The following is a 24915-nucleotide window of genomic DNA, read 5'->3' as shown; positions in this document are numbered from 1 at the left end:
GTATGAAAATAATAATCATCGGGTCTGTTGCAGCAGGAACAAGTGTTGCTGCAAAAGCGAGAAGGAACACAGAAGAAGCGGAAATCATTCTATATGATAAAGATATCGACATCTCATATTCTGTTTGTGGAATTCCATATGCTGTTGGAGGAGAAGTTGAAAAATTCGATGAATTGACTCCACGGAATGCTGAGTGGTTCAAAAAGAGATACAACGTAGATATTCATACTTCGCATGAAGTACAACGTATTGACCATAAAAAGAAACGTATTTACGGACTAAATTTGATTACTAGAAAGTCGTTTTCAGATGATTATGATGCATTAGTATTTGCAACAGGTTCAATTTACAATACACCGGCTATATTCTCTAATAGACAATTTGAAAATGTATTTCAAATCAAAAATGTTTCCAGTGGTAAAAATATTCACAACTTTATTAAGACTAATAAAGTAGAAAAAGCTGTTATTGTAGGTGCTGGATATATTGGGTTAGAGATGGCTGAACAATTACAGAGACAAGGAATAGCTGTTTCGTTACTGCAACGAGGCAACCATCCAATGTCTCATTTAGATTGGGATATGGCTATAAGAATAGAGAACGAAGTAGCAAAACAACAGATTGATTTTAGGCCAAAAGAAACGGTTGTTGAATTAGTAGGTGAAGAACAACTAACTGCTGTTAAGACTTCAAAAGGGAATGAATTATCAGCCGATTTATTTGTATTGGCAACAGGAGTAAGGCCAAATACAGAATTGGCTCAAACCATAGGAATAGAGTTGGGCAAAACGGGAGCAATTAAAGTAGACAATAGAATGGAAACCAATTTGAAAAATGTCTATGCAGTAGGGGATGTAGCAGAAAGCTACAATCGCATTACTCAACAACCAATCTATCGTCCCTTGGCTTCGACTGCGAACAAGATGGGTAGAATTGCTGGTGACACAATTACTGGTGGCTCTTTACGATTTAAAGGAATATTAGGAACCGGTATTTTGCGCTTTTTTGATTTAGCCATTGCACAAACGGGTCTTACTGAAAAGGAAGCTCTTAAAGAAGGATTAGAAGTTGCCGTTTTATACAATATAAAACCAAATAAACCTGATTACATGGATGGCAAAGAAATGGTCATCAAAGCAATAGCAGATAAAAGCAGCGGTAGAGTTCTGGGTGCCCAAATTATCGGTTATGACGGAGTAGATAAAAGAATCGACGTGCTTGCTACGGCTATTTCCTTTGGAGCATTGGCGGAAGAACTGTTTGATTTAGATTTAGCTTATGCACCACCATTTTCAACAACCAAGGATCCCGTTCATTATACTGGAATGGCCTTAGATAACGCGGTGAAGAGAAGAGCGCCTTTGATGTCCCCGATTGAGTTAATTGAACGACAACACAGAAAAGAAAAGTTACAGATAATTGATACAAGATCCAAAAAGCAATTCGAAAAATCAAAGGTTAAAGGAGCTATTCATATTCCATTATCTGATTTGAGGACACGCTACGATGAGTTAGACAAGAATGTTTTGACAATTACGTACTGTAATAAAGGTGTTACCGGGAATGCTGCACAAAATATACTGTTAAACGAAGGATTCAAACACGTGTACAATCTTTCCGGAGGAAACAAAAATTATCAAGAAATTTATGAGAATATTGATTAAATAGTAAATTGCTGAGGTAATATAATTTATGTCTGAAGAAAAGAGAGCCGTTGCTAGATTATTTGGGATGTCACTGGCATTTATTCTAGCTAAATTACTAAATTATCCAATTAGTATTGGAATATTTATCAACTTTATTACGCTAATTTTGGTATTCTATTTATTGGCCAAAAGGAAAGAAAAACAAAGTAAGAAAAAATAAGGTCATGTGGTCAATTGACCACATGCCTTTTTACAGTATAAAAGTTAGAGCGACTTCTAATTTAAGAATTGTTTTACGAAAGGAAAAAGTATATGGAATATGCACTTGAAATAACGAATTTAAAAAAAATCTATGGAACAGGTGTTGAGGCATTACGTGGAATTGATCTCCAAGTTGAAGAGGGTGATTTCTATGCCCTTTTAGGGCCCAATGGTGCTGGGAAGTCGACAACCATTGGTATTATTACTTCTCTTGTCAATAAAACATCTGGAATGGTAAAAGTTTTCGACTACGATCTTGATAAAGACTTAGAAAGAGCAAAGCAGCAAATTGGTCTTGTACCACAAGAATTCAACTTCAATCCATTTGAGACTGTTCAACAAATTGTAGTGAATCAGGCAGGTTATTATGGTGTTCCGAGAAAAGAAGCATTGAAGCGCAGTGAGAAGTATTTGAAGCAATCAAATTTATGGGAAAAACGTAACGAACGTGCTCGGATGCTCTCTGGCGGGATGAAGCGCCGGCTGATGATCGCTCGAGCACTAATGCACGAACCAAAGCTATTAATTTTGGATGAACCAACCGCTGGGGTGGATATTGAACTGAGACGTGAAATGTGGTCCTTCTTAAAAGAATTAAACGAAAATGGAACCACTATTATCTTGACCACTCATTATTTGGAAGAAGCTGAAATGCTTTGTCGACACATAGGGATCATTCAATCAGGAGAATTGATTGAAAATACTAGTATGAAAGAACTTCTATCCAAATTACAATTTGAAACATTTATTTTAGATCTAGCACCTCATGATGCAGTTCCTAAGATAGAAGGATATACGTATTCTTTAGAAGACGATCTGACTTTATCAGTGGAAGTTGAACGAAATCAAGGAGTAAATGATATTTTTAATCAACTCAGTGATCAAGGGATGAAAGTTTTATCGATGCGGAATAAATCTAATCGTTTAGAAGAGTTATTTTTGAAAATCACCGAAGAAAAAAGATTTTTGGAGGAAACCAATGCGTGATATTTATCTTACTGCTTTAAAAAGTCTTGCTATTAAGGAAACTAACCGTTATCTACGTATTTGGGTACAAACTCTGGTGCCACCAGTTATAACGACATCGTTGTATTTTATCATTTTTGGGAAAATGATTGGTGGCCGAATTGGAGATATGGGTGGGTTCACTTATATGGAATTTATCGTACCCGGATTAATTATGATGTCAGCAATCACAAGCTCATACGCTAATGTATCTTCATCTTTTTTCTCTCAAAAGTTCCAAAAAAATATTGAAGAGCTATTAGTTGCTCCAGTACCAACACATATCATCATTTGGGGATTTGTTATTGGTGGGTTAGGACGAAGTATTCTCGTAGGATCACTTGTAACGATTATTTCCTTATTTTTTGTGCCACTTAATGTTCATTCATGGATTATTGTTATTCTCACGTTATTAATGACTGCAATATTATTTTCATTAGCTGGTTTGATAAACGGTGTTTTTGCTCAATCTTATGACGACGTATCGATCGTACCCACCTTCGTTTTACAGCCGTTAACTTATCTAGGAGGAGTATTTTATGCGATATCGATGTTGCCCCCATTCTGGCAAGGTGTTTCAAAAATAAATCCAATTGTTTATATGATCTCAGCGTTTAGATATGGATTTTTAGGAACAACCGATGTACCAATAGCTATGTCGATTACAATACTTATTTTATTTATTGTTGTTCTTTATTCTATTTGTTACTATTTAGTCGATACAGGTAGAGGGTTAAGAAGTTAATGCTTTTACAATGATATCCCATTTAAAAGCTACAAATTAACATCGAATAGTTGTTTTTTTGAAGATCAGTCACAACTGATAAAAGCAATATCAACATTTAGAGCTTTAATTGTAGCTCTTACGTAGAATTTACTCTTTTTCCTAAAAAATCTACCAGTTAAAAGAAATTGGATTATCGAAGCTCACTAAAACTTAGTTTATTTGAATTGAATTTGTGAAATACTTTTAGGGCTTTTTGTATTTGAATAGTAAAACTAATGTGATGATGAAATATAGTTTTCTCCGCCATTATTTGTTTTTCTCCGCCAAATAAGATAAAATGGCGGAGAAAAGAGGTGAATGGCGGTGAAAGAATTTGATTATCATGAGTTGAAAAAGCTCTCTCTTAGTCATGATTTGCTAAATATGCTGACCAAGATTCATGATTATAAGGGGAAACAAGAACTGTATATTGCCACAAAACCAGAGATTTTAGGCAAACTGACAGACTTGGCTTTGATTCAAAGTACAGAGGCTTCCAACAAAATTGAAGGAATTGCAACAACAGATGGCCGCTTGAAGCAAATCGTAGCGGAAAAAGTAAAACCTCGTAATCGGGATGAAGAAGAAATTGCCGGTTATCGAGATGTGTTGAAACTGATTCATGATAGTTACGAGTATATTCGCGTCGTGCCCAACGATATTTTAACGTTACACAAAAATCTATATAATTACTCGGCTAAAAGTTACAAAGGTAAGTTTAAAAGTGGCGATAATGTTATTACGGAAAAAGATTTAGATGGTAACGAGCGAGTTCGGTTTGTACCAGCGCCTGCATATTTGACACCTGATTTAATTGATGAGCTGTGCTACCAATACAATCAAGCCATTCAGAAGGCTGAGATTGATCCCTTACTGCTGATTCCTTGCTTTGTTTTAGACTTTCTCTCAATTCATCCATTTAGTGATGGAAATGGGCGGATGTCTCGTTTATTGACATTGCTGTTGCTGTACAAGTCGGGCTATTTAGTCGGCAAGTACATCAGTATTGAGATGCTGATTGAAGAATCGAAGCAAACTTACTATGAAGCGTTACAGGCGAGTTCTGTGGGATGGTTGGAAAATGAACAAGACTATACGCCGTTTGTTCGCTATCTTGTGGGAATCATTTTGCGAGCCTATGAAAACTTCTCAGAGCGTTTCGAGATTATTATCAATCAGGAGCTAACACCAGCAGAGCGGGTAGTAGAAGAACTAGAGAAGTCTTTTGAACCTCTAAGCAGAGCTGACATGGAGAACTTGTTGCCGGATATTAGCCAGCGAACGATAGAACGGGCCTTGGCTGGGCTACAAACAGAGAATAAGATTCAAAAAGTCGGGCAAGGCCGTTCGACTAAGTATCAGCTAATAAATGAATTCAAATCGTAATACGATTCACGGGCCATTAATAGAAGCACAAAATCGGTAGTTTAAAATTCAATGAGGCTAATTGAAACTTGCATAACTAAAAATATTAGCTCAATACACTATTTGAAACTCGCTAAAACCAGTGAAAACAAAGTGTGAACTTTTTTAAATTAGTTTACACTTGTCAATAAGTGCTTATTTCCTTGGTATAACAGTGTTTGTACGTAGTTTTTCGATTGTTTTTCGTGTTTTTGTACCCCCCTGTTAGATAGGGGGGGTGAAACAACACTCGCGGGCTAGCGCCCACTCGTGTTCAAGGCGAACTCTTTACGAAGGGGAATTCGCTTGAGGCGAACCCCTCCGCAAAGAGCGCCTAACATTTGGAGGATTTGTTCTTTTATCTTTGACTTTGCAACGTTAAAAAGACCACATGGGTTTACCATGCAGTTTCTTCAATGGAAAGATAAAAAAGAAGTGTAGTAGATACTGATATGCTCTGAATTTGTCGTAACCAAATTGTCTTACGTTCAAAATTGGTTACGAATCGTGGTTACGAGTGCCTAAAATCGACTGAAATCCAGTACAAATCTTGAGGCGAAAAATACTGATAAATCAGCATTTTTGATATTCATTGATTTAAAATAACACAGTTGAACTGCCAACCAGGTCTTAAAAAAGCTCGTAAAGCTTCTCAATTCTCAAAACGTTAATTACTGGAGTCGTTGCGAATTTATTTGCTTACGAATACAGTATGGGACGGAGATTTTGCAAGAAATCGAGTACCATTCAACTGAAACGTTTCAGACACTTTCTCATTGCGAGAGAGTGTCTTTTTTTGTTTACTTGCTAAATAATTGCTATCGAATTGGATTGCTTAAAAAATATTACAGCAGGTCTATTTTTGCCGCTACGATAATCAAAAAATTGTAAATTCAGCACTTCAATCTGTAATACCAACAATTAAATACTATGTACAGCCGGTAAGATTGCGGATGTCATTTTTACTCAGATATATTTATAAGAGGCACTATCTTGCTTTACAAACTAGTTGAATATCTTTATACTGTGACTATATTGTAAAACAAGTTAGATAGGAGACGACATGGCTCAAAAATCATCATCGCAAATGTTAAAAGGAATTTTGTCTGGTAGTATTTTGATTCTTTTGGCTGAAGAATCTTTATATGGATACACATTAAGTGAAAAATTAGCAGATTTTGGTTTTGCGGAAATTCCCAAGGGAACAGTTTATCCGTTATTGCTTACTCTGGAAAAAAAAGGATACATTGAAGGACGTATGGAAGTTTCTCCGGATGGTCCCCAGCGAAAGTATTATTTTTTAACTGAAGCAGGAATAAAAGAAAAAAATAGCTTCATTCGGCAGTGGAAACAGCTAAAAAGCAACGTAGATTCTTTAATAGAAAGAGATGAAAAAAATGAAAACTGAAGATTTAATCCAATTAAATGCTGACTTGCAAACTAAGCTGACAAAAGTAAATGAAGAGTATTACGGTGATCTTTTGGTCTATGTGCGTACAATGTCTTTTTTGCGAGATGAGCAGCAAACAGAGGAAGTATTACTAAGTATTTTACAAGACATTTTAGATGCACAAAAAAGTGATATTACGGCTGAAGAATATTTTGGTAAAAATCCTAAAGAATTTGCTGACGAAATTTTGCAGCAGTTGTCCGTCAATCTTATAGATACGGGTAAGTTAGTCATTTATGCAATAGGGGCTTATTTTTTATTTTCAGCATTACCGAGCCTAATCAATCCAACGACTGCTTTTGATTTGGGAACTTTTTTTGTCACAGGTATTTATGTAGGATTTTTCTCGGTTGCAGCTTTGTGGTTGTTAGGAAAAAGCATCTATCAGTCACAACGGCCTTTCAAAGTGACGGCAGCGCTTCTTGGAGCTCTTTTATTTATCGGAGGAATAGCACTGAGTATACGCATCTCTACCCCGTTAAAAGTTTATTTTAATGGCTTATTGGGAAGTGTTGTTATTTTAATAATCGCGCTTATTATCGGGTATATTTTATCAAAGCAGGCTGACAAAAAACTTTGGTTGCCGTTTGTGCCTGTTTTAAGCACAAGTGCATTATTGGGTATTCTTTCTCGTGTACCGATATTTTCAAACTTCTTTGATTTTTCAACACAACATGGAAAAATTGTTCTCATTATTATGTTGAGCATTGCTTTGTTTCTTCAATTTATGTTGTTAATTTGGATCGGCCGCAAATCTAAGCAAGCGAAGTAGTCAGAAGAAAAGTTTGCAGTCAGCAGTGTTGATGCTTCTCGTTCAGTACAACATAATGCTTACATGTCTACACTAGAATCAATGATTTGCTATGTTTATAAAAAAAGTGATCAAGATTTTGAGTGGGGAAATTTGTTAGGTGATCGTAAAAAAAATCGAAAAAGATGGGGAGACTTTGCAGGTTATCTGCTCTTATTCAATACCTTAGGAAATCGCTAAAAGCATAAGAAATATAAAGTCTAAAAAGCTAGTATTCTTTAAAACGGCTGAAGGATAATAAAAAGTTTGTACTGAAATAATTAACTGATCTCCCAAGTCTCATAGCAATACTAAAATTATAAAGAGCCGTATAAATCAGATATTTGAAATTATAGAATTATTGGAGCATACAGAATATAATCGCATCGAAAAAAACAACAAAAGAAAAGAGTTAGAGGGAAAGTTCATGGACACCAAGAGCTTATGATTTGGATAGATACAGTTCAAGAAGAATTTGAGAGTGGCAAATTGATTAGATAAGACGTTGTACTATTTATGCTGACTTTTATTTTAAGAGCTTGTAAAATGAGCTACCTCACTTGTTAGGCTGAATAAGCATTCAAACTAGTAGTCAAATCTCATGTATATTCAGAAGAAAATTGAAATTGATAAAGTGCCATATTTTGATACGATAAAATAAAGTTTGTATTTTTATTGTATTTAGTTGGGATGTTTTTCAGATAGTATTCTGGATTGGTACATGGAACATATTTTGTTCTTATTTCAATAACTCCTGCGTGATTCTTTTCTAGAAAGTAATCCGGTTGCGAGTATATTGTTAGGTTACTATTAAAGTGTGGAACAATTGTCATGATGTTTTTTTAAATAATTTAAGGGTGAATATTATGAAAAGAATGAGATATGCTGCTATGTTAAGCGCAACTTTATTATCCTTAACATTCTTAGTAGGGTGCAATACTCATGAAAAACAAAGTATGTCTAAAATTTCTAGTGATACTACAACTGCTACCAAGAAAGAGGATACTTCTGATTCAAGTGAAACATTAGAATCTAGCTCAGCTACCTCTTTAAAAACTTCTACCAGCGACTCCTTGGAATTTACTAGTGAGACTGAAAAAGACATACAGTCCGTTAATGTCAAAGAAATTCTATCTACTGATAACGTTCAGAAATATGTAGACGCTTACAATGAGTTTACCATGCAAGGTAACCCTTTTCCTCCAACTCAACGAGGGCTCACTGTAAGTAATGAAATATATTCTGCATCTGGATTAGAAGGTACTGAATATGGTGATAGATTTTGGGGCATAATTGATTATTATGGGAATGCAGTTGAGCAAGGTTGGATTTCGCAAGAGCAAGCTAGTCAAGCAAAAAAAGAAGCTATCAACAAGCTACAAAGTGGGGCATATGCGTTACATTCGAAAAATGAAACGCAGCAGGTTACTGCTGAAAATGCAGCTCAATATGCAGAAAAATTTAATCAAGAAACTTTAGGCTGGGCATTACAATATATGCAAACAATACAAGATAGTGAAGAAAATTTTCAGGTATATTTTATCAGTCAAGACCCTACTGAAAAAGCAAAAAAGGGCTATTTTCTAGTAACAAAAGATAGAATGGTATCCAGATATTCAAACGGTGGGGGAGTATTATCAGATCCAATAGAGGTAACTTTACCTTAAAAACTTTTGCAACATTTTGGAAGCGTTCTTATTGCGAGAGAGTATCTTTTTTGTTTGCTCACTATATTAAAAATAAGGTAACGATTGTTTAACTTGAGAAATAATTTAGCTTAGATAAAGTAAATTTAGTTTCTTTTTTATCGTGTAGACCCCCAATATGAAGAAAAGTATCAAGCATAGTTTCGCTTTTTTTTTTAACGATATTTTTTTGAGGTAAACTGAAACTAGTAAATTTAAGCAAACGTGAATGGAGGTGTCATCAGATGACGGAAAAAAATTATGGCGAAACCTTTAGAAAAATCCGTAAAAGTAAAGGTTTTACAGTTAAAGAAGTAACTGATGGAATTGTAAGCCCGCAATTTTTAAACAAATTTGAAAAAGGCGATTCAAAAATAACGGTTGATAATTTAACACTACTGTTAAATCGAATCTTTATGTCATGGAAAGAATTCATGCAAATTCATGATGGCAACACGCTTGATCAACTTGAGAAATTCAGTAATGTGGCAAATCAGTTAATCTATTCAAAAAAGTACTATGAACTTGACCAACTTGCTAAGCAATTTGAAAAAGCATACGAAAGTGACGGATTTGCTAAAGATCTTCATCTTAGCCTAATTATAAAAGCAGGGTTTTATTACAACATCAATAAAACCATTTCAGATCAAGATATTAAGTCCATACGTAAGCATTTGCAGCAGATTGATAACTGGTATGAATATGAAAACTTTATTTTTGGTAGTTTTATTCATTTTTTTGCCAGCAGAAGATGTGATGCTTTACTACAAGCGCGTAGCCAGAAATTTTGAGCGACAAAGAAAAGAGCATATCGATGATAGGCCAGAGACAGTTCAATTAATTACCTTTATCGTTAGTTTTTTTGTTGATCGTCGAAGACTAGATTTGGCGCAAGAAGTGATTAATGAATCAAGAGAATATATGGAAGTAGATGATGATCCGACCGATCTCTTTTATCGTGTCATCTATAAAAGTAAAGTAGCCTTGATTAAAATTTTGCAAGGAAATGTAGCGGAGGGGAAAGCTGAATGTGAGGGATATATCCAGGCGTTGAAATTGATTGGTAATTATCCGACAACGATCAATAGTTTGTTTATAGATTTAAACAAGGCATTGTCAGAGGTGAATAACAGTCAAAATGGAACCAAATAGGAAATTGTATTGTCTCAATTAATCGAGTAATGCCCAACAATAAATGATAAAGGCATTGCAGAAACAAAAATAAAATAAATAGTGTGTATGTTAACTACTTTTTGAAATGCTTTCTGACTTTAAGGTCAGGAATTCTTGTATGGAATAAATGGTTTCACATTTAGAAAGAGTATCGTTTTTAGAAATCGTAAGGTATTGCTAAAAAGTAAGTGAGGAGATTGTGAGATGGCAGAGTTAAGCGGAAATACTGTACCAGGGATTACAGAAAAAGAGTTTCAAAATATTAATAACTATATTTGTCAATCAATAGATTCGGGAAGTTATTACTTATTGAAGGGTGGTAGCGTAGACGCAGCTGATGCAAAATTTGGTAATCCGAAAATTACAACAAATGTTGTGATGCGATATGCCGGATTTTTTGGAAATGGAGCGGACAAAGGTCCAAATTGGATAAAAAAATTCAAGCAGAGTCATCCTGCTATTAGCGATGATGAAATTTATGATTTGTGGGGAAATTATTTACATAATCTATCTTCGTATTATATTGAAGGAGATAGATATATTGCAAGTCCAAGTTTCCGATCTGTACTACTAGATTATGCACAACAAAAAGCAAATGCGACTACGACTACACCTTACCGACCAGATTTATCACCGCGAAGATCTAATAATGCAAGACCAGAAAGTACAAATAAGGCTGAAGAAGATGGTTCTCTGGCAGTGGTAGGTTGTGCTGGTATTTTGATTATTTTGGTAATTATTTATTTTGTTTTTATTAGATAAAATTATTGAGATGTAAAGGAGAATTGGTATGAATAAAAGAGCTACAGAATTTGAAAAATGGTTAAGGTTAACTGAACAAGCGAAATCCAATAAAGCTGAAGTGATTGGCAAGGGCATTAGTAAATTAAATATTCCAGGTGAAACAGAAGCTGATTTTTACAAGCTGGATACTGAAGAAGCGGCAAAAGAGAAGATTGCTTTTTATCGGCAACAACCAAATTGGCAAGAAGTAAATAAGGCTGTCAGCAACGGCTTATTTTTGGCAGTTCTAAATCACTATAGTGAATTTATGAAGGAAAGAGAATTTGTTACGAAAGCACAAGCGCAATTTGAAAAATGGTTACGTGATAACGACTTAGCAAAATCGAATAAGGCAGATGTTATTACAAAAGGAATCTATAAATTAAATATTCCAAATGAAACAGCAAGCAAATTTTTTGCTTTACCAACGTCGGATTTGATCGAAAATAAAATTGCCTTTTACAAACAACAACCGCAATGGGATGAAGTAAATAAAAGCATGAGTAATGGCTTATTCCAAGCTGTTTTAAACCATTATCTTACGTACAAACGAAGCTAAAAGTTTAGTAGAGTAAACGCTATTGTTGTTTATGAAATAGTCTTACTGAGAAATTATTTTAGGTGTTGATTATGCTCCATACAAAGGCAAATCAATCCTAGCTACGCTACAAAAAAATATTGTAAAAAAACGTTGAGGATTGACCTTTATGCAATTTTGGTTGAAATTCTTACAAAATCAATATGTGTAACAGACATCTCCAATAAATGAGATGTCTGTTATTTATATTTGTTTAATTTATTTTTTTTTAGTTGTGAAAGTAGGCTCATTGCTGCTAACTGTCTTTTGTGATTGAAGAAATTTTTACAAAAGGAAAAGTAGGACAAAGGTTCTATCTTTCGATTGTGGCTCACAGCCAGAATTTAGTCTGCAATTTGCTATAATAGAAGAAAAGAAGAGGTGGAGGGTTTAAGATGTCAGAAGAATTTTCACCAAAGGCTGCTTTTGAATCGATTCGGCAACAACGCTATGAGCCAAGTCGTTTTTTTATGGACTTTCATATTGCTGGGTTTGCTTATTATGATGGCTTGGAAGTTATTGAGAATTTAAAGATAGGAAGGGTGGTAAATTTAGTAGGCGAGCCAGATAATCCTCGTGATCCTGAAGCAGTTGCTATTTATTATGAAGGGAAAAAATTAGGTTATATTCCTAGCAGTAAAAATACGATGTTCAGTACTTTTTTGTATTTTGGACACAGTGATTTGTTCGAGGCGCGCATTCAAACTGTCAATCTTGAAAACCATCCTGAACGACAATTCCGCGTAGTGGTACGAATAAAAGATAACCGCCAAGAAAAATAACAGCGTTAAAAGCTCTTTGATCTGTGTAGGCAGGATCAAAGAGCTTTTATTCTCGCTGGAAATGGGAGTATTTATAGGTAAATGTTATAATTTATGTATGCGCTGTTATTTATCAAATTTAAACTCTGATTAGAGAAAAAAACTTTAATCGGATTTAGTTTATGTTAAATCTTATTTTATAGTTAGTAGTAATGAGGAGGCAAAGCGATGTCAAAAAAGGAAAAGTTTATTAACGAGATGGAAAAGATTCTAAAAGATCTTGGGGCACAAACAAGGGGAAAGAAGTCAAATAAGCTATACGTTCTACGAAAAGCAGTTCATGAGGATCTTACAGTTGATGGAGAAAGTAAGCAGAATTTTATTGGGTTTATTAGAGCAGGTCAAGCAGAAAGCGGGCCGTACGCTGGGCTATCATTAAAGGTTAACCCTGGGATAAATCATTACCGTATTTCACTGGATATAGGTAGTTTAGGCTTTGGAGATGACTATCAACTGGCTGCGACTCCTGGTGTTAAACGAAAATTTATGCGCTTGCAAAAGGATCTAATGAATTATGCTAAAGAAAAATCTTCAGGAAATGATGCTGCCAATTTTCCCTTGAAATGTTTTTGTGCAGTAGACTTTACAGATGATAGTGAAAAGCAGTATTTAAAGAGTTTAGAGGCTGAATATGTTGATGATAAAATTGATTCACACACACAAGACCTATTTGTTGTAATGGTAGAAAAGCCAAATTTCGATGTGATGGAAAACAAGCAAGAGTGGGAGAAAGAAATTTTTTGGCGAGTATTTAAAGCTGTCGCGGCAGTTTACGCCGAAGTAAGAAACTGGCCGAATACGAGGGCGCAAAAGAAAACAGCAACGGACTATTTAGAAGCAATATGTTTAAAAAAAGACAATACAATTGATGAGATCACAGAAGTAAAGAATTTACTTGAGAAGAGAAAATATGTTGTTTTACAAGGAGCACCAGGAACTGGGAAAACTCGGTTAACAGGTAAACTGCGCTCCGATTTTTCAGATTATGTATTTACCCAGTTTCATGCGGAAACAAGTTATTCTGATTTCATCGGTGGTTACCAGCCGAGTGTCTTAGGTGATAATGTAGTATATCGCTATGAAAATGGACCGTTACTACAGGCGATTAAAAAAGCTCAGGAAAAGTCTAATGAAAAAGTATTATTGATTATTGATGAAATTAATCGCGCTAATTTAAGCAATGTTTTAGGAGAGGCGTTCTATTTATTTGAAAAGAGTGATGAGGATACACGAGCTGAAATTTCTCTGGGAAAACAAACAGATGGACAACCAGAATTTAGAATTAAACAATTGCCTGAAAATTTATATGTTGTGGCAACAATGAATACTTCAGATCGTTCTTTAGCGGTAGTTGATTTTGCTTTGAGAAGAAGATTTATGTGGTATACATTATTCCCACAATCTTTACCAAATAATACATTCCATTTAGAGCAGTTTAACAAAATAAATGAAATTTTTGAGATGTATGCTTCTAGCGAGGAATTGTTATTACAACCAGGACAATCTTATTTTATCGCTGATAGTGAAGAGGAGATGAAAGAGCGAATAGAATATGAATTGCTACCTTTAATCAAAGAATACTTAAATTTAGGCTTTTTAACAAACGCAGCAGATCATTTCAATCAATTTTTCATTGAAGAGATTGATCAAACGATCGATCTATAAGGAGAGTGGTGGCTTTGGGAAAAGATCAGTCTATGCCAGCAATCCTAGCGACGACGTTTGATTCTTTTGAATATGTTTTGCCAAAAAAAGCGATTAATGATAAACGTTATATCAATGAATCTAATGCCAGTTTTATTAGTTTGAATCGTGATACGCTTGAATTTTTAGGGATTCAGCCGGTTTTAAATGATAAAAAGATTGTTTTAGAAACAAGCACTTTTGTAGGTGCTGCGCCGCTTAGATTTCCTGGGAAAATTAGTAAACCGCTAAGCGATATTATTATCCGTCCGCGGTATAATGCAGAACAATCACTGGATTGGTTTGCCTGGATATCTGAGCTGGCAGAATATAGCGACTACGAAATCAACCTTGAAAGAAACGTCCAATTGAAATTAACACGAACAAATGGAAGTAAGCCACCGAAGTTTATTTTGGCAAAAGATGTTGTAAATGCCTTTTATCCTGTTTTACAAAAACAATCTTGGTATCAATTTGAGAGCTTGAAGGTGGTCCTTCAACAACCAAAAGGTAAAATTAACTGGTCAGAGTACGCTCGAAGGTCCTATCAACCGGAGAAACGGTTAGAATTTCCAACGACATTAAATAGATTATCTCAGAATCATCAAGAATTTGAACGAGCACTTTCAATTTTAAAGGAATCAATTCGCTTATTGCGCGGTAATGAAGCCCCACAAAATATCCGAATTGGGATGGCAGAGAAGTTGAATAGAACAAGTCATTTGCTGAATAATTTTAAACAGGTTTCAAATTCAAAGTTAGTAACAGAAAAATTTTTTATACAGCAAAGTGATGCGTTGGATGTTCAAAAGTTAAAAGTTATTTTGAATAATTATATTGAAAACTTTAAAGAAGATAAATATGCGTGGCGCGTTGATTTCTCTGAATTGTTTGAAAGATATGTGCAAAAGATAATTAGTCAAGTAGTGATTATTTCAGCACACAATGAAAAAATTAGCCGTTTTGTTGAAACAAAAAAAAGAAGTTCCAATAAAATTTTGAAATTATTACCTAAATATTTAGAGCCTGATTTAGTTGTAGAAATCAATGATCAGATAATAGTCATTGATGCAAAGTACAAATCTTATTTTTATCCCAGGTCGCAATCTGTCACGCTAACACAAAGAGAACGACTTAGAGCGGATGTTCATCAAGTGTTAGCTTATGCAAATTTGAAGAACGCTAAAATAGGTGTTCTGATAGCTCCCACTGCTGACGTCGATTTACAAGTTGAAGTTGTTAAATACGCAGGAACGAAAATTGCTGTCATTGGGCTACCAATTGATATTAAGAAAATTCAATATCTAAGGACAAAACTGCGAAAAGTCTTAGAAGATTTAGTTAAAGATTAATCATCCAAAATTTTGATGTGAATATGGCGATAGTAAAACTTGATTTAGTCAGGTGTTATTGCAATGTAAATAAAACTTTAAAATGGGATTGCAATATAAAAAAACAAGGGTAAATTTAAATGTGAAGATAATTGTTTTACAGACAATTGGATACTATAAGAAAAATTGAGGAGATTGGGAAATGGCAGAATTAAATTCAAAGACACTGTACCAAGCATTATGGAATAGCGCGGATATTTTGCGTTCAAAAATGGATGCAAATGAATATAAAAATTATTTATTGGGTTTAGTTTTCTATAAGTATTTATCTGACACAATGTTATATTCCGCAGCTGAACTATTAGAAGTAGAAGTTGCTGATTTAAACGAGGCACAAAAAATTTACGAAGAAGCTTTTGCAGATTCAGAAACCAAGGACGATTTAATAGAAGAGTTAAAATACGATTATTCCTATGCTTTAGAGCCCAACTTAACCTTTACGGCGTTAGTGGCAACGATTCATAAAGGGCGTTTCCAACTAGAAGATTTGGCGCAGGGGTTTCGTAATATTGAGCAAAGTAGCGAATTATTTGAAAACTTGTTTGAAGATGTCGATCTGTATTCTAAGCGCCTGGGTGCAACACCGCAAAAGCAAAATCAAACAATTTCTGCTGTGATGAAGGAATTGGCGACATTAGATATCGCTCACGAAGGGGACGCTTTAGGGGATGCCTATGAATATCTGATTGGTCAATTTGCATCTGATTCTGGCAAAAAAGCGGGTGAATTTTACACGCCGCAACCTGTTTCAACGTTAATGACGCGAATTGTTTTATTGGGAAAAGAAGATCAAAAAGGCTTTACTGTTTATGATCCGACAATGGGATCAGGTTCGCTGTTATTAAATGCAAAAAAATTCTCCCATGAACCGAATACAATTAATTATTTTGGGCAAGAATTAAACACATCAACTTATAACTTGGCGCGAATGAACATGATTTTGCATGGTGTCGAGGTGGGGAATCATCACTTACGCAACGCCGACACTTTGGATGGTGACTGGCCGACAGAAGAGCCAACGAACTTTGACGCAGTACTAATGAACCCGCCGTATAGTGCCAAATGGTCGGCAGATGCAGGCTTTTTAGAAGACCCGCGTTTTTCTAGCTATGGTGTTTTGGCGCCAAAATCTAAAGCGGACTTTGCCTTTTTATTACATGGTTATTATCATTTAAAAGATACCGGCGTTATGGCAATTGTTTTACCTCATGGGGTGTTGTTCCGAGGCGCTGCGGAAGGGAAAATCCGCAAAATTCTTTTAGACAATGGGGCAATTGATACGGTCATTGGCTTGCCAGCGAATATTTTCTTTAATACAAGTATCCCAACGACAGTTATCATCTTGAAGAAAAATCGCACCACCAAAGATGTATTATTTATTGATGCTTCAAAAGAATTCACAAAGGGTAAAAATCAAAATGTATTAGAACCCGAACACATTAATCGGATTCTTGAAACTTTTCAAAAACGAGAAGATGTGGACAAATATGCTCACGTCGCTGCGTTTTCTGAAATTGTTGAAAACGAATATAATCTAAATATTCCAAGATACGTGGATACTTTTGAAGAAGAAGCACCAATTGACTTGGGAGAAGTAACAAAAGAAATGCAAACAGTTCAAACACAAATTGAAGATGCTAACAGAGAACTAGCAAAAATGGTACAGCAGTTAACAACAGATGAACCTGCGCTACAAGCTGACCTAGCACAGTTTCTCCAATTTTTAAAGGTATCAACGACACAAGGCGGTGAAAACCATGCCTGAAAACAAACCAGCAATTCGTTTTAAAGGATTTGAAAATGATTGGGAACAGCGTAAGTTGGGGGACATAGTTACTAGGGTAACAAGGAAGAACACAAACTTAGAATCAACCCGTCCTCTAACTATCTCAGCGCAGTTTGGACTGGTTGATCAAAATACCTTTTTTAACAAACAAATTGCTAGTAAGGATGTCAGTGGGTATTATCTTTTAGAAAAAGGTGAATTTGCATATAATAAAAGTTACTCCAACGGCTATCCGTGGGGGGCAATTAAACGCTTAGATAAATATGATATGGGTGTGTTATCGACCTTATATATTTGCTTTAAGCCTGTTGATATAAATTCAGATTTTTTAGCTTCATATTATGATACGAATCGGTGGTATAAAGAGGTCTCCAAGCATGCAGCTGAGGGGGCAAGAAACCATGGCTTACTTAATATTGCGGCATCAGACTTTTTTGAAACAGAACTCGTAGTACCTGCGAATCAAAACGAGCAAGAACAACTAGCTAACTTTTTCAAGACGTTAGACAACACCATCACCCTTCATCAGCAACAATTAGAAAATTTGAAAAAAACTAAAAAAGCTTACTTACAAAAAATGTTTCCGAAAAACAATGAAAAAGTTCCTGAAATAAGATTTGAAGGATTTGCTGACGATTGGGAACAGCGTAAGTTGGGGGACATAGTTACTAGGGTAACAAGGAAGAACACAAACTTAGAATCAACCCGTCCTCTAACTATCTCAGCGCAGTTTGGACTGGTTGATCAAAATACCTTTTTTAACAAACAAATTGCTAGTAAGGATGTCAGTGGGTATTATCTTTTAGAAAAAGGTGAATTTGCATATAATAAAAGTTACTCCAACGGCTATCCGTGGGGGGCAATTAAACGCTTAGATAAATATGATATGGGTGTGTTATCGACCTTATATATTTGCTTTAAGCCTGTTGATATAAATTCAGATTTTTTAGCTTCATATTATGATACGAATCGGTGGTATAAAGAGGTCTCCAAGCATGCAGCTGAGGGGGCAAGAAACCATGGCTTACTTAATATTGCGGCATCAGACTTTTTTGAAACAGAACTCGTAGTACCTGCGAATCAAAACGAGCAAGAACAACTAGCTAACTTTTTCAAGACGTTAGACAACACCATCACCCTTCATCAGCGTAAACTTGATTATTTGAAAGAAATGAAAAAAGGATTATTACAAAAAATGTTTGTATAGAAGGTGCACTTTGCACCTTCTATTTTATATGCCAGCTAGATAGCGCATGATTTTATCGTTGTCTTGATTTTCAAGTTCTTGGATGATATGCAGATAAGTCTGTTGCGTTGTTGTCATGTTGGAGTGGCCAAGTCTTCTAGCAACGCTGGCAATTGAAACTCCCGCAAAAAGCAAAAGAGAAGCATGTGTATGACGTAGACCATGAATTGAAATTACAGGGATATTTGCACAGCAACAATATTTTTTTAAACGATTATTAATCGTTGAATTATAAATACGGTTGTCAACAAAAATTGGCTTATCTGAAGGCAGTTGCGTAATAAGTTGAGCAAACTGCATCATTGTTTTCCAATCGACAGGAATTTTCCGCTTAGAAGAAAAATTTTTAGTATCTTGAAATCCACCATTTTGGCTTTTATAGTTCCACGTCTTTGTGACGGAAATCGTTTGGTAAGCAAAATCAAAGTCTGCCGGCGTTAATGCTAATGCCTCAGAAAAGCGCAAGCCGGTCTTGGCAATTAATAGAATTAGCCAATCTTCATTGATATAGTCAGGAAGAGTTAAGGTATCAAGTAGTTTTTGTAAATCAAATTGGCTAATATATTTCATTTTCTTTTCTCGAGGAATTTTTCCTTTGATAACAACTTTTCTTGTGGGATCACTTGGCAATAATTGATCATCTAAAGCGTCGATAATAGCGCCCTTTAATTGATGGTGGAAATCCATCGTTGTTTGTTTTTCATGAGACAAAGCATATTGATTCATGATTTTTTGATAATTTTTCCGATCTAGTTCTGAGAGTTTCAAATGTGGTGAAATCTTTTTCAACCATTGGTAAGACATACGATATTTTGCCAAAGTAACGTCTCTCACTGCACCAACTTTGTACAAATCAATCCATTCTGCATAGTATTCGTGAAACAAAACAGTCGATTCTTTGAACATAACAAACGCCTCCTTAAAATTTATGTATATAAATCAAATTTTCCAATTCGCTGATGAAGGGTGATAGTGTCGTCGAGTTGTTTGAAGAAGATTCCTATTTTTTGTTGTTCATCATAACTGGGAAAGTAAATTTCCAAATTTTTAACAATCGAACCCGATAGATTTCCTTGACCACCTTGAAGATATTTATCGATAATACTTTGTTTTTGTAGTCGCAACCATTGCATAATAAAACGAGAATTGTAACTTTCATTTGGTTGTATTGCAAGAATTGCCTGATTGATAGCTCCTTTTATCTGCGAAATACCAACCTCTCCACTTGTTGCCCCATATAAGGCATAAAGAATATCTCCAATTTCAACCATTTTTGCAGATGATTCTTTTAATCCCTCATCAGTTAAGAATAGTTCAGTCTGACTACTATTAATTTCTGCTGAACGAATGAATGGAATGTTTCCTCCATAGTATGCTCGATTATTTGCCAAGGGTGTTCCTCCAGAATATGAATCTGTTACTTCCCCCAACTTACGCTGTTCCCAATCATTCATTAGCTTAATTTCTATCCAACATTAAAAAATAACGCTAAAAATGATACCGCTTTTTTTATGTGGTATAATTTTTTTGAGTATATAAAGTGGGTGGAAATAATGACAAAGTTTACTGGAGAGCAGATATTAGAAGATACATTGATTCAAAAATTAATCACAGGTGAATCACAATGGGTTTATCGGGACGATTTACATACAGAAGCAGAATTGTGGGCGAATTTGCGGCAAAAGTTGGAAATTAATAATCAAGATGTTCTAAAAGGCGTGCCATTGACGACGCAAGAATTTCGTCAGATTCAAAATCAGTTGAGTTTCCCCAATTTTTACGAGGCAGCACGTTGGTTGGCTGGTGAAAATGGCGTGGCAAAGGTTCAAGTGCAACGAGAAGACGCGGCGCTTGGGACAATTCGTTTGCGAGTGATTAATCGCCAAGATGTGGCAGGGGGAATTTCTTCTTATGAGGTTATTAATCAATTTAAGTCAGAGAAGCGGAAAATGGAAGATCTTAATCGACGTTTTGATGTTACGTTATTGATTAACGGACTGCCAATGATCCATATTGAATTAAAAAATCGGCGCCATCCATATATGGACGCTTTTCGTCAAATAAAGAAATATGTTCGGGAAGGAAAATTTACAGGGATTTTTTCTTCTGTGCAGATGTTTGTGATTTCCAACGGGACAGATACACGCTATATTGCGAGTGCACAAGATACAAAGTTAAATGAACAGTTTCTAACTAAGTGGGTGGATAAAGATAACAATCCAGTCAATGATTATTTGGAGTTCGCTGAAGAAGTGTTAGCAATTCCAATGGCTCACAAGATGGTGACGCAGTATACGGTAATTGACAGTGAGAAAAAAGCGTTGATTTTACTTCGGCCTTATCAGATTCATGCAATTGAAGCAGTCAAAGTTGCTTCTAAGCAACATAAATCTGGCTATGTTTGGCATACAACCGGTTCTGGTAAAACATTGACTTCTTATAAAGTAGCGCGGAATTTATTACAAATTCCATCTTTGAAGAAAACCATATTTATTATTGACCGCGTCGATTTGGATCAACAGACGACCTCTTCATTTACATCATACGCTGAAAATGACACGATTGAAATTGATGGCACAGATAATGTGAAGGACTTAATTAAAAAGTTACTCTCAGATGAGCGCAATGTTTTGGTAACAACTATTCAAAAGCTAAATCATGTGATGAAACGTTTTTCTGGTAAGGAAGGGACAAAACGTTACGAGCAGATGACGCAGTTGAAGGTAGCTTTTGTAGTAGATGAATGCCATCGTGCAGTAAGTCCAAGTAAGAAAAAAGAAATTAGCGAATTTTTTGTTCAATCTCTTTGGTATGGTTTTACTGGCACACCGATTTTTAAAGAGAATGCAAAGAAAGAACAAGGAAATCTCCCTCGTACAACGCAGCAACTTTATGGGGAACGACTTCATGAATATACAGTTAAAGAGGCCATTCATGATCGTGCAGTTTTAGGCTTTCAGGTGGAATATAAGTCGACTTTTTCTGAAGAAGAATTGGATCGAACGCTTATCCAATTAGCTGGTGAAAATAAGTTAGATGTGGATGCGTTAGAGCTGGAAGAAAAAGAAGCAAAACTACCGAAATCGGTTTATTCAAATGAAGAACACATGTTAGCGGTAATTGACTCGATTTTGAACAAGTCACGAAACAAATTGGGTTTTCGTAATGGTTCAGGCAAGACCTATAATGCAATTTTGACCACCTCGTCTATTTCTCAGGCACAACGGTATTATGAACTTTTCCAGCTAGTGAAACGTGGAGAAACAAGTATTACAATCGATGGAGCGACGATGCGTACTTTGCCAGACTTTCCGAAAGTGGCGATTACCTATTCAATTTCAGAAAATGAGGAAGCTTCAATTACAAATCAAGAGAAAATGAAGGCTGCTCTAAAGGACTACAACAAAGAATTTAATACAGATTTTACGATTGAAACAATGCGAGCCTACAATCGTGAGGTTAATAATCGACTGGCACGAAAAAAAGAAGCCTACTTAGCGCGGTCAGAACAAATTGATTTAGTCATTGTGGTAGATCGGCTTTTAACAGGGTTTGATGCCCCCTGTTTATCGACCTTATTTATTGATCGGCCGCCAATGCAACCCCATGAGTTGATTCAAGCCTTTTCAAGAACGAACCGTCTCTTTGATAAAAATAAAAAGTACGGTCAAATTGTAACGTTCCAAACACCGAAGACTTTTGAACAAAAAGTAAAAGAAGCCTTGGTTTTATATTCCAATGGTGGTGAAAATTATGTATTAGCGCCTGATTGGGAAGAGGCGAAAGATAATTTCTTAAAAGCCTTAGAAAATTTACGTGAAGTTGCCAATCAGCCTAGTGCCATCCAAGTGGATAATTTGAATGCTGCTGAGTTGAAGAAATTTGTAAAGGCGTATCAGAAATTTGATCGGACTTATGCAGCAATTCAAGTTTACACTGACTTTGAGCCAGAACAAATCGGCACAGAGTTTCCCATTCAAGTAAGAGAAATTGAAGAGTATAACGGTAAATATGTGAATGCGATTGAAGAATTACGTGGAGGTGATGGTCCCGAGGTAGTTGATATCGATATTTTCTACGAATTAGCAACTGTCAAAACTGAAGAAATCAATTATGAGTATATCTTGCTGCTGATTCAAGCTTTCGTACCTAGTGGCGATGACGAATATGAACTAGTGGCAAAAGAAGATCAAAAGGCGACAGCAGAAGTAAATCGCTATATTGATGATTTAGCAAAAAACAACGAAAAACTTGCAAGTCTGATCCGTAAGTTGTGGCAAGATGTCATTTTGAACCCGGAAAACTATCGGGATCAAAATATTTCCAATATTTTGGAGACCATGATCCAAGACAAACAATATCAGATGGTCAAAAATTTTTCTAAAAAATGGCAGGTTGACGAAAGTGATGCACGTTATCTGGTGGCAAACTATAATCCGAAGAAGCAACATCAAGTTGGCGAAAAAGAACTTGTCCGTCCTGAAAACTTTGAACGCTACAAATCAACCTCAGGACAAACATTATCAAGGATAAAATATCGCAAGCAAGTTCGCAGTGATTTTAATGAATTAATGGAAAAAGAAATTTTACCGTTACAAAAGCGGTAAGTAGTTGCAATTTATAGAGTGGAGAAATCCACTCTTTTTTTGAAGGGATATTCATTTCCCCTCTCCATATTTTTCCACTATAATCAACGTATCAAAGTATGTTCCCATGAAAAACTAAGAGGTGCAGTCAGTGAACTGGCAAGCGTTGTTTGAACCACAAATTTTATTTTGTGGTGAAGAATTATTTGAAGAAGATAAAGTAATTTCATTTGAAATAAAGGGTAGTGAGATTTTTGCTGAAGTAGAAAGTTCTGCGGGGGAAGTCTACTACGAAGTTTATCTTCGTTTGGATCAGACAAAGCAGAGTCTAGTAGCGATGACTTGTGATTGTCCCTACGCAGAATCTGGTCGGCACTGTAAGTACGCAGCGGCGACGGCCTTTTGTTTTTATGCGACAAATAAAAAAGAATACTTACAGCAAGCTTCTTATGAAGAAGTTTTGTCTTTAATTCGTAATGTAGAGGGTAGTGAATTACGAGCATTTTTATTAGCTGAAATGGCTCACAATGTAGCATTGCAGGCGGCTTTTTTACAACGCTTTGGTAAAAAAATCGGCCTACAGGTGAGAATCAATTTGAATTTTACCGCGAGAAAGTGCAAGATATTTTTGATACGTATGCTGATTATGATGGTTTTATGGATTATGAAGTAACGGGTGAGTTTGAAGCTGATATGACTGATTATCTAGCAACAGAAGGGGAAAATTTGATTGCTAGTCGAAATTTTGCGGCGGCTTTTGAATTAGGGCAAGCTAGTTATGAATTACTGCACGAAATTGATATTGATGATTCTAATGGCGTGATGCTGACAATTCTGACTTATATCACTGAATTGTGGGAAGAAGTCATGGAAATTGCTACTGCTAAAGACATAGAGCCTTTTTTTATCTGGGATACCCAACGATTAAATAACAAAGAAGACTTTTTTACAGAAGACTTAATTGCGGTTTTGACCAATTTAGGTGAAGAAAAATCGGAATTTGCTCTTAGAATTGTCAAATTTGCGGATGAGAAAATGCAACAGATAGAAGCAGGGGATGAGTTTGCCTATACTTTTGTGCTGTGGTTGGAAATAAAGTTGAAATTTGCGGCCAATGAAAAAGAACGTGAAAAAGTGTATCAAAAATATTGGGATTAACCTAACGTGCGGAATTTTAAGGCAGATATTTTATGGGAAAAGGGCAAATTGTCTGAAGTTGAAAAATTATTACAGGAAAATTTAGTAATTGATCAAGCTGACCCATACTGGTTGAGTGAGTGGCACGAACTATTGAAAATATTGTATTTGCAAATGCAGGATATCCCGAAGTATGAAGGGGAGTTGTGGGCATTACTGTTAGTTCACAACAAAGGTTCTGAATCGATTTTCCTTGAAATGAAAAATCATTTTGGGGCTGAAAAATGGCCAGCGGTAAAAGAAAAAATTTATCAAAAGTTAGCAGATTCAAATGAGATTGAAAAGCTATTCGCACTGGAAGCAGATTGGCGTTTGTTATTGGACCACACGAAACAAACGGGGAATTTTGAATTAGTCTTACGACATGCGGAGGAAATTAAAGCAGCGTTTCCCAAAGAGTTAATTCAAATTTTTACTGAGGTCATTAGAGCAGAGGCAAAAACAGCCGATATGCGGCCGAAGTATCAGCAAATCGCGCAAAAATTACAGAAATTGAAAAAATTACTGGTGGCATTGTGGCAGCCAGTCTTTTAAAAGAGGAATTACTGCAAAAATATCCTCAGCGTAGTGCCATGAAAGATGAATTGCGTCGTGTGTAGAGATTTATAATTAAGAGGTCATAATATAGACAAAGTCCCAGACCAAATCAAAAAATAAAAAATTTG

Annotated in this window: 24 protein-coding genes; 22 read left to right on the top strand and 2 right to left on the bottom strand. The window is 35.6% G+C overall.

What is annotated here, in order from left to right:
* The first annotated feature begins 2 nt into the window (after nucleotides 1-2).
* From K4422_RS11250 to K4422_RS11165, 18 genes are all read left to right on the top strand, one after another.
* Entirely contained in the window at nucleotides 3-1664 is a 1662-nt protein-coding gene (locus K4422_RS11250; protein WP_029487387.1) for an FAD-dependent oxidoreductase, read from the top strand.
* Nucleotides 1665-1692: 28 nt separating this feature from the next.
* Nucleotides 1693-1866, top strand: a complete 174-nt coding sequence (locus K4422_RS11245; protein WP_230711167.1) for a hypothetical protein — start codon at nucleotides 1693-1695, stop codon at nucleotides 1864-1866.
* Nucleotides 1867-1958: 92 nt separating this feature from the next.
* A complete protein-coding gene (locus K4422_RS11240; protein ID WP_016173364.1) occupies nucleotides 1959-2894 on the top strand; it encodes an ABC transporter ATP-binding protein in 936 nt (311 codons plus the stop codon).
* On the top strand, nucleotides 2887-3657 hold the full coding sequence (locus K4422_RS11235) for an ABC transporter permease (protein WP_016173365.1): 771 nt from the start codon (nucleotides 2887-2889) through the stop codon (nucleotides 3655-3657). The genes K4422_RS11240 and K4422_RS11235 overlap by 8 nt, the downstream gene beginning before the upstream one ends.
* Nucleotides 3658-3996: 339 nt before the next feature.
* Nucleotides 3997-5064 (top strand): Fic family protein, encoded by a 1068-nt coding sequence (locus tag K4422_RS11230; RefSeq protein ID WP_172843735.1) that lies wholly within the window; start codon nucleotides 3997-3999, stop codon nucleotides 5062-5064.
* A gap of 1081 nt (nucleotides 5065-6145) precedes the next feature.
* Entirely contained in the window at nucleotides 6146-6490 is a 345-nt protein-coding gene (locus K4422_RS11225) for a PadR family transcriptional regulator (protein ID WP_230711166.1), read from the top strand.
* Nucleotides 6480-7304 (top strand): DUF1129 family protein, encoded by an 825-nt coding sequence (locus tag K4422_RS11220; RefSeq protein WP_230711165.1) that lies wholly within the window; start codon nucleotides 6480-6482, stop codon nucleotides 7302-7304. The genes K4422_RS11225 and K4422_RS11220 overlap by 11 nt, the downstream gene beginning before the upstream one ends.
* Nucleotides 7305-7367: 63 nt before the next feature.
* Nucleotides 7368-7523, top strand: a complete 156-nt coding sequence (locus K4422_RS11215) for a hypothetical protein (RefSeq protein ID WP_230711164.1) — start codon at nucleotides 7368-7370, stop codon at nucleotides 7521-7523.
* Between the two features lie 665 nt (nucleotides 7524-8188).
* On the top strand, nucleotides 8189-8989 hold the full coding sequence (locus tag K4422_RS11210) for a hypothetical protein (protein WP_230711163.1): 801 nt from the start codon (nucleotides 8189-8191) through the stop codon (nucleotides 8987-8989).
* A 263-nt stretch (nucleotides 8990-9252) separates the two neighbouring features.
* Entirely contained in the window at nucleotides 9253-9798 is a 546-nt protein-coding gene (locus tag K4422_RS11205; protein ID WP_230711162.1) for a helix-turn-helix domain-containing protein, read from the top strand.
* Nucleotides 9764-10159: an Rgg family transcriptional regulator gene (locus K4422_RS11200; RefSeq protein ID WP_230711161.1), complete on the top strand. Its 396-nt coding sequence runs from the start codon at nucleotides 9764-9766 to the stop codon at nucleotides 10157-10159. The genes K4422_RS11205 and K4422_RS11200 overlap by 35 nt, the downstream gene beginning before the upstream one ends.
* Nucleotides 10160-10384: 225 nt before the next feature.
* Nucleotides 10385-10942, top strand: coding sequence for a hypothetical protein (locus tag K4422_RS11195; protein ID WP_230711160.1), 558 nt, complete (start codon nucleotides 10385-10387; stop codon nucleotides 10940-10942).
* Between the two features lie 28 nt (nucleotides 10943-10970).
* On the top strand, nucleotides 10971-11522 hold the full coding sequence (locus K4422_RS11190; RefSeq protein WP_230711159.1) for a hypothetical protein: 552 nt from the start codon (nucleotides 10971-10973) through the stop codon (nucleotides 11520-11522).
* A 413-nt stretch (nucleotides 11523-11935) separates the two neighbouring features.
* Nucleotides 11936-12322: an HIRAN domain-containing protein gene (locus K4422_RS11185; RefSeq protein ID WP_206903243.1), complete on the top strand. Its 387-nt coding sequence runs from the start codon at nucleotides 11936-11938 to the stop codon at nucleotides 12320-12322.
* A gap of 207 nt (nucleotides 12323-12529) precedes the next feature.
* Entirely contained in the window at nucleotides 12530-14026 is a 1497-nt protein-coding gene (locus K4422_RS11180) for an McrB family protein (protein ID WP_230711158.1), read from the top strand.
* Between the two features lie 14 nt (nucleotides 14027-14040).
* On the top strand, nucleotides 14041-15396 hold the full coding sequence (locus K4422_RS11175; RefSeq protein ID WP_230711157.1) for a hypothetical protein: 1356 nt from the start codon (nucleotides 14041-14043) through the stop codon (nucleotides 15394-15396).
* 181 nt (nucleotides 15397-15577) lie between these two features.
* Entirely contained in the window at nucleotides 15578-17200 is a 1623-nt protein-coding gene (locus K4422_RS11170; protein ID WP_230711156.1) for a type I restriction-modification system subunit M, read from the top strand.
* Complete coding sequence (locus K4422_RS11165) at nucleotides 17193-18428, top strand: restriction endonuclease subunit S (protein ID WP_230711155.1); 1236 nt, start codon at nucleotides 17193-17195, stop codon at nucleotides 18426-18428. Before K4422_RS11170 ends, K4422_RS11165 begins: the two co-directional genes overlap by 8 nt.
* A gap of 24 nt (nucleotides 18429-18452) precedes the next feature.
* Here K4422_RS11165 and K4422_RS11160 read toward each other — a convergent pair whose 3' ends face one another.
* Entirely contained in the window at nucleotides 18453-19373 is a 921-nt protein-coding gene (locus K4422_RS11160; RefSeq protein ID WP_230711154.1) for a site-specific integrase, read from the bottom strand.
* A 20-nt stretch (nucleotides 19374-19393) separates the two neighbouring features.
* Nucleotides 19394-19921, bottom strand: coding sequence for a restriction endonuclease subunit S (locus K4422_RS11155; RefSeq protein WP_329957734.1), 528 nt, complete (start codon nucleotides 19919-19921; stop codon nucleotides 19394-19396).
* Nucleotides 19922-20020: 99 nt separating this feature from the next.
* On the opposite strand from K4422_RS11155, the gene K4422_RS11150 reads away from it, so the two are divergent.
* From K4422_RS11150 to K4422_RS11135, 4 genes are all read left to right on the top strand, one after another.
* Complete coding sequence (locus K4422_RS11150; protein ID WP_230711153.1) at nucleotides 20021-23074, top strand: type I restriction endonuclease subunit R; 3054 nt, start codon at nucleotides 20021-20023, stop codon at nucleotides 23072-23074.
* 130 nt (nucleotides 23075-23204) lie between these two features.
* Complete coding sequence (locus K4422_RS11145; RefSeq protein WP_230711152.1) at nucleotides 23205-23726, top strand: SWIM zinc finger family protein; 522 nt, start codon at nucleotides 23205-23207, stop codon at nucleotides 23724-23726.
* Complete coding sequence (locus K4422_RS11140; RefSeq protein WP_230711151.1) at nucleotides 23669-24211, top strand: hypothetical protein; 543 nt, start codon at nucleotides 23669-23671, stop codon at nucleotides 24209-24211. Before K4422_RS11145 ends, K4422_RS11140 begins: the two co-directional genes overlap by 58 nt.
* Before the next feature lie 6 nt (nucleotides 24212-24217).
* The gene (locus K4422_RS11135) at nucleotides 24218-24784 is read left to right on the top strand and encodes a hypothetical protein (RefSeq protein WP_230711150.1); all 567 of its coding nucleotides are present in this window, start codon (nucleotides 24218-24220) and stop codon (nucleotides 24782-24784) included.
* The last annotated feature ends 131 nt before the right edge of the window (nucleotides 24785-24915 follow it).

Origin of the sequence: Enterococcus sp. SMC-9, assembly GCF_021011285.1 — a bacterium.
GTDB classification, from domain to species: domain Bacteria; phylum Bacillota; class Bacilli; order Lactobacillales; family Enterococcaceae; genus Enterococcus_C; species Enterococcus_C montenegrensis.
This window is presented reverse-complemented; position numbering and strand designations above follow the sequence as displayed.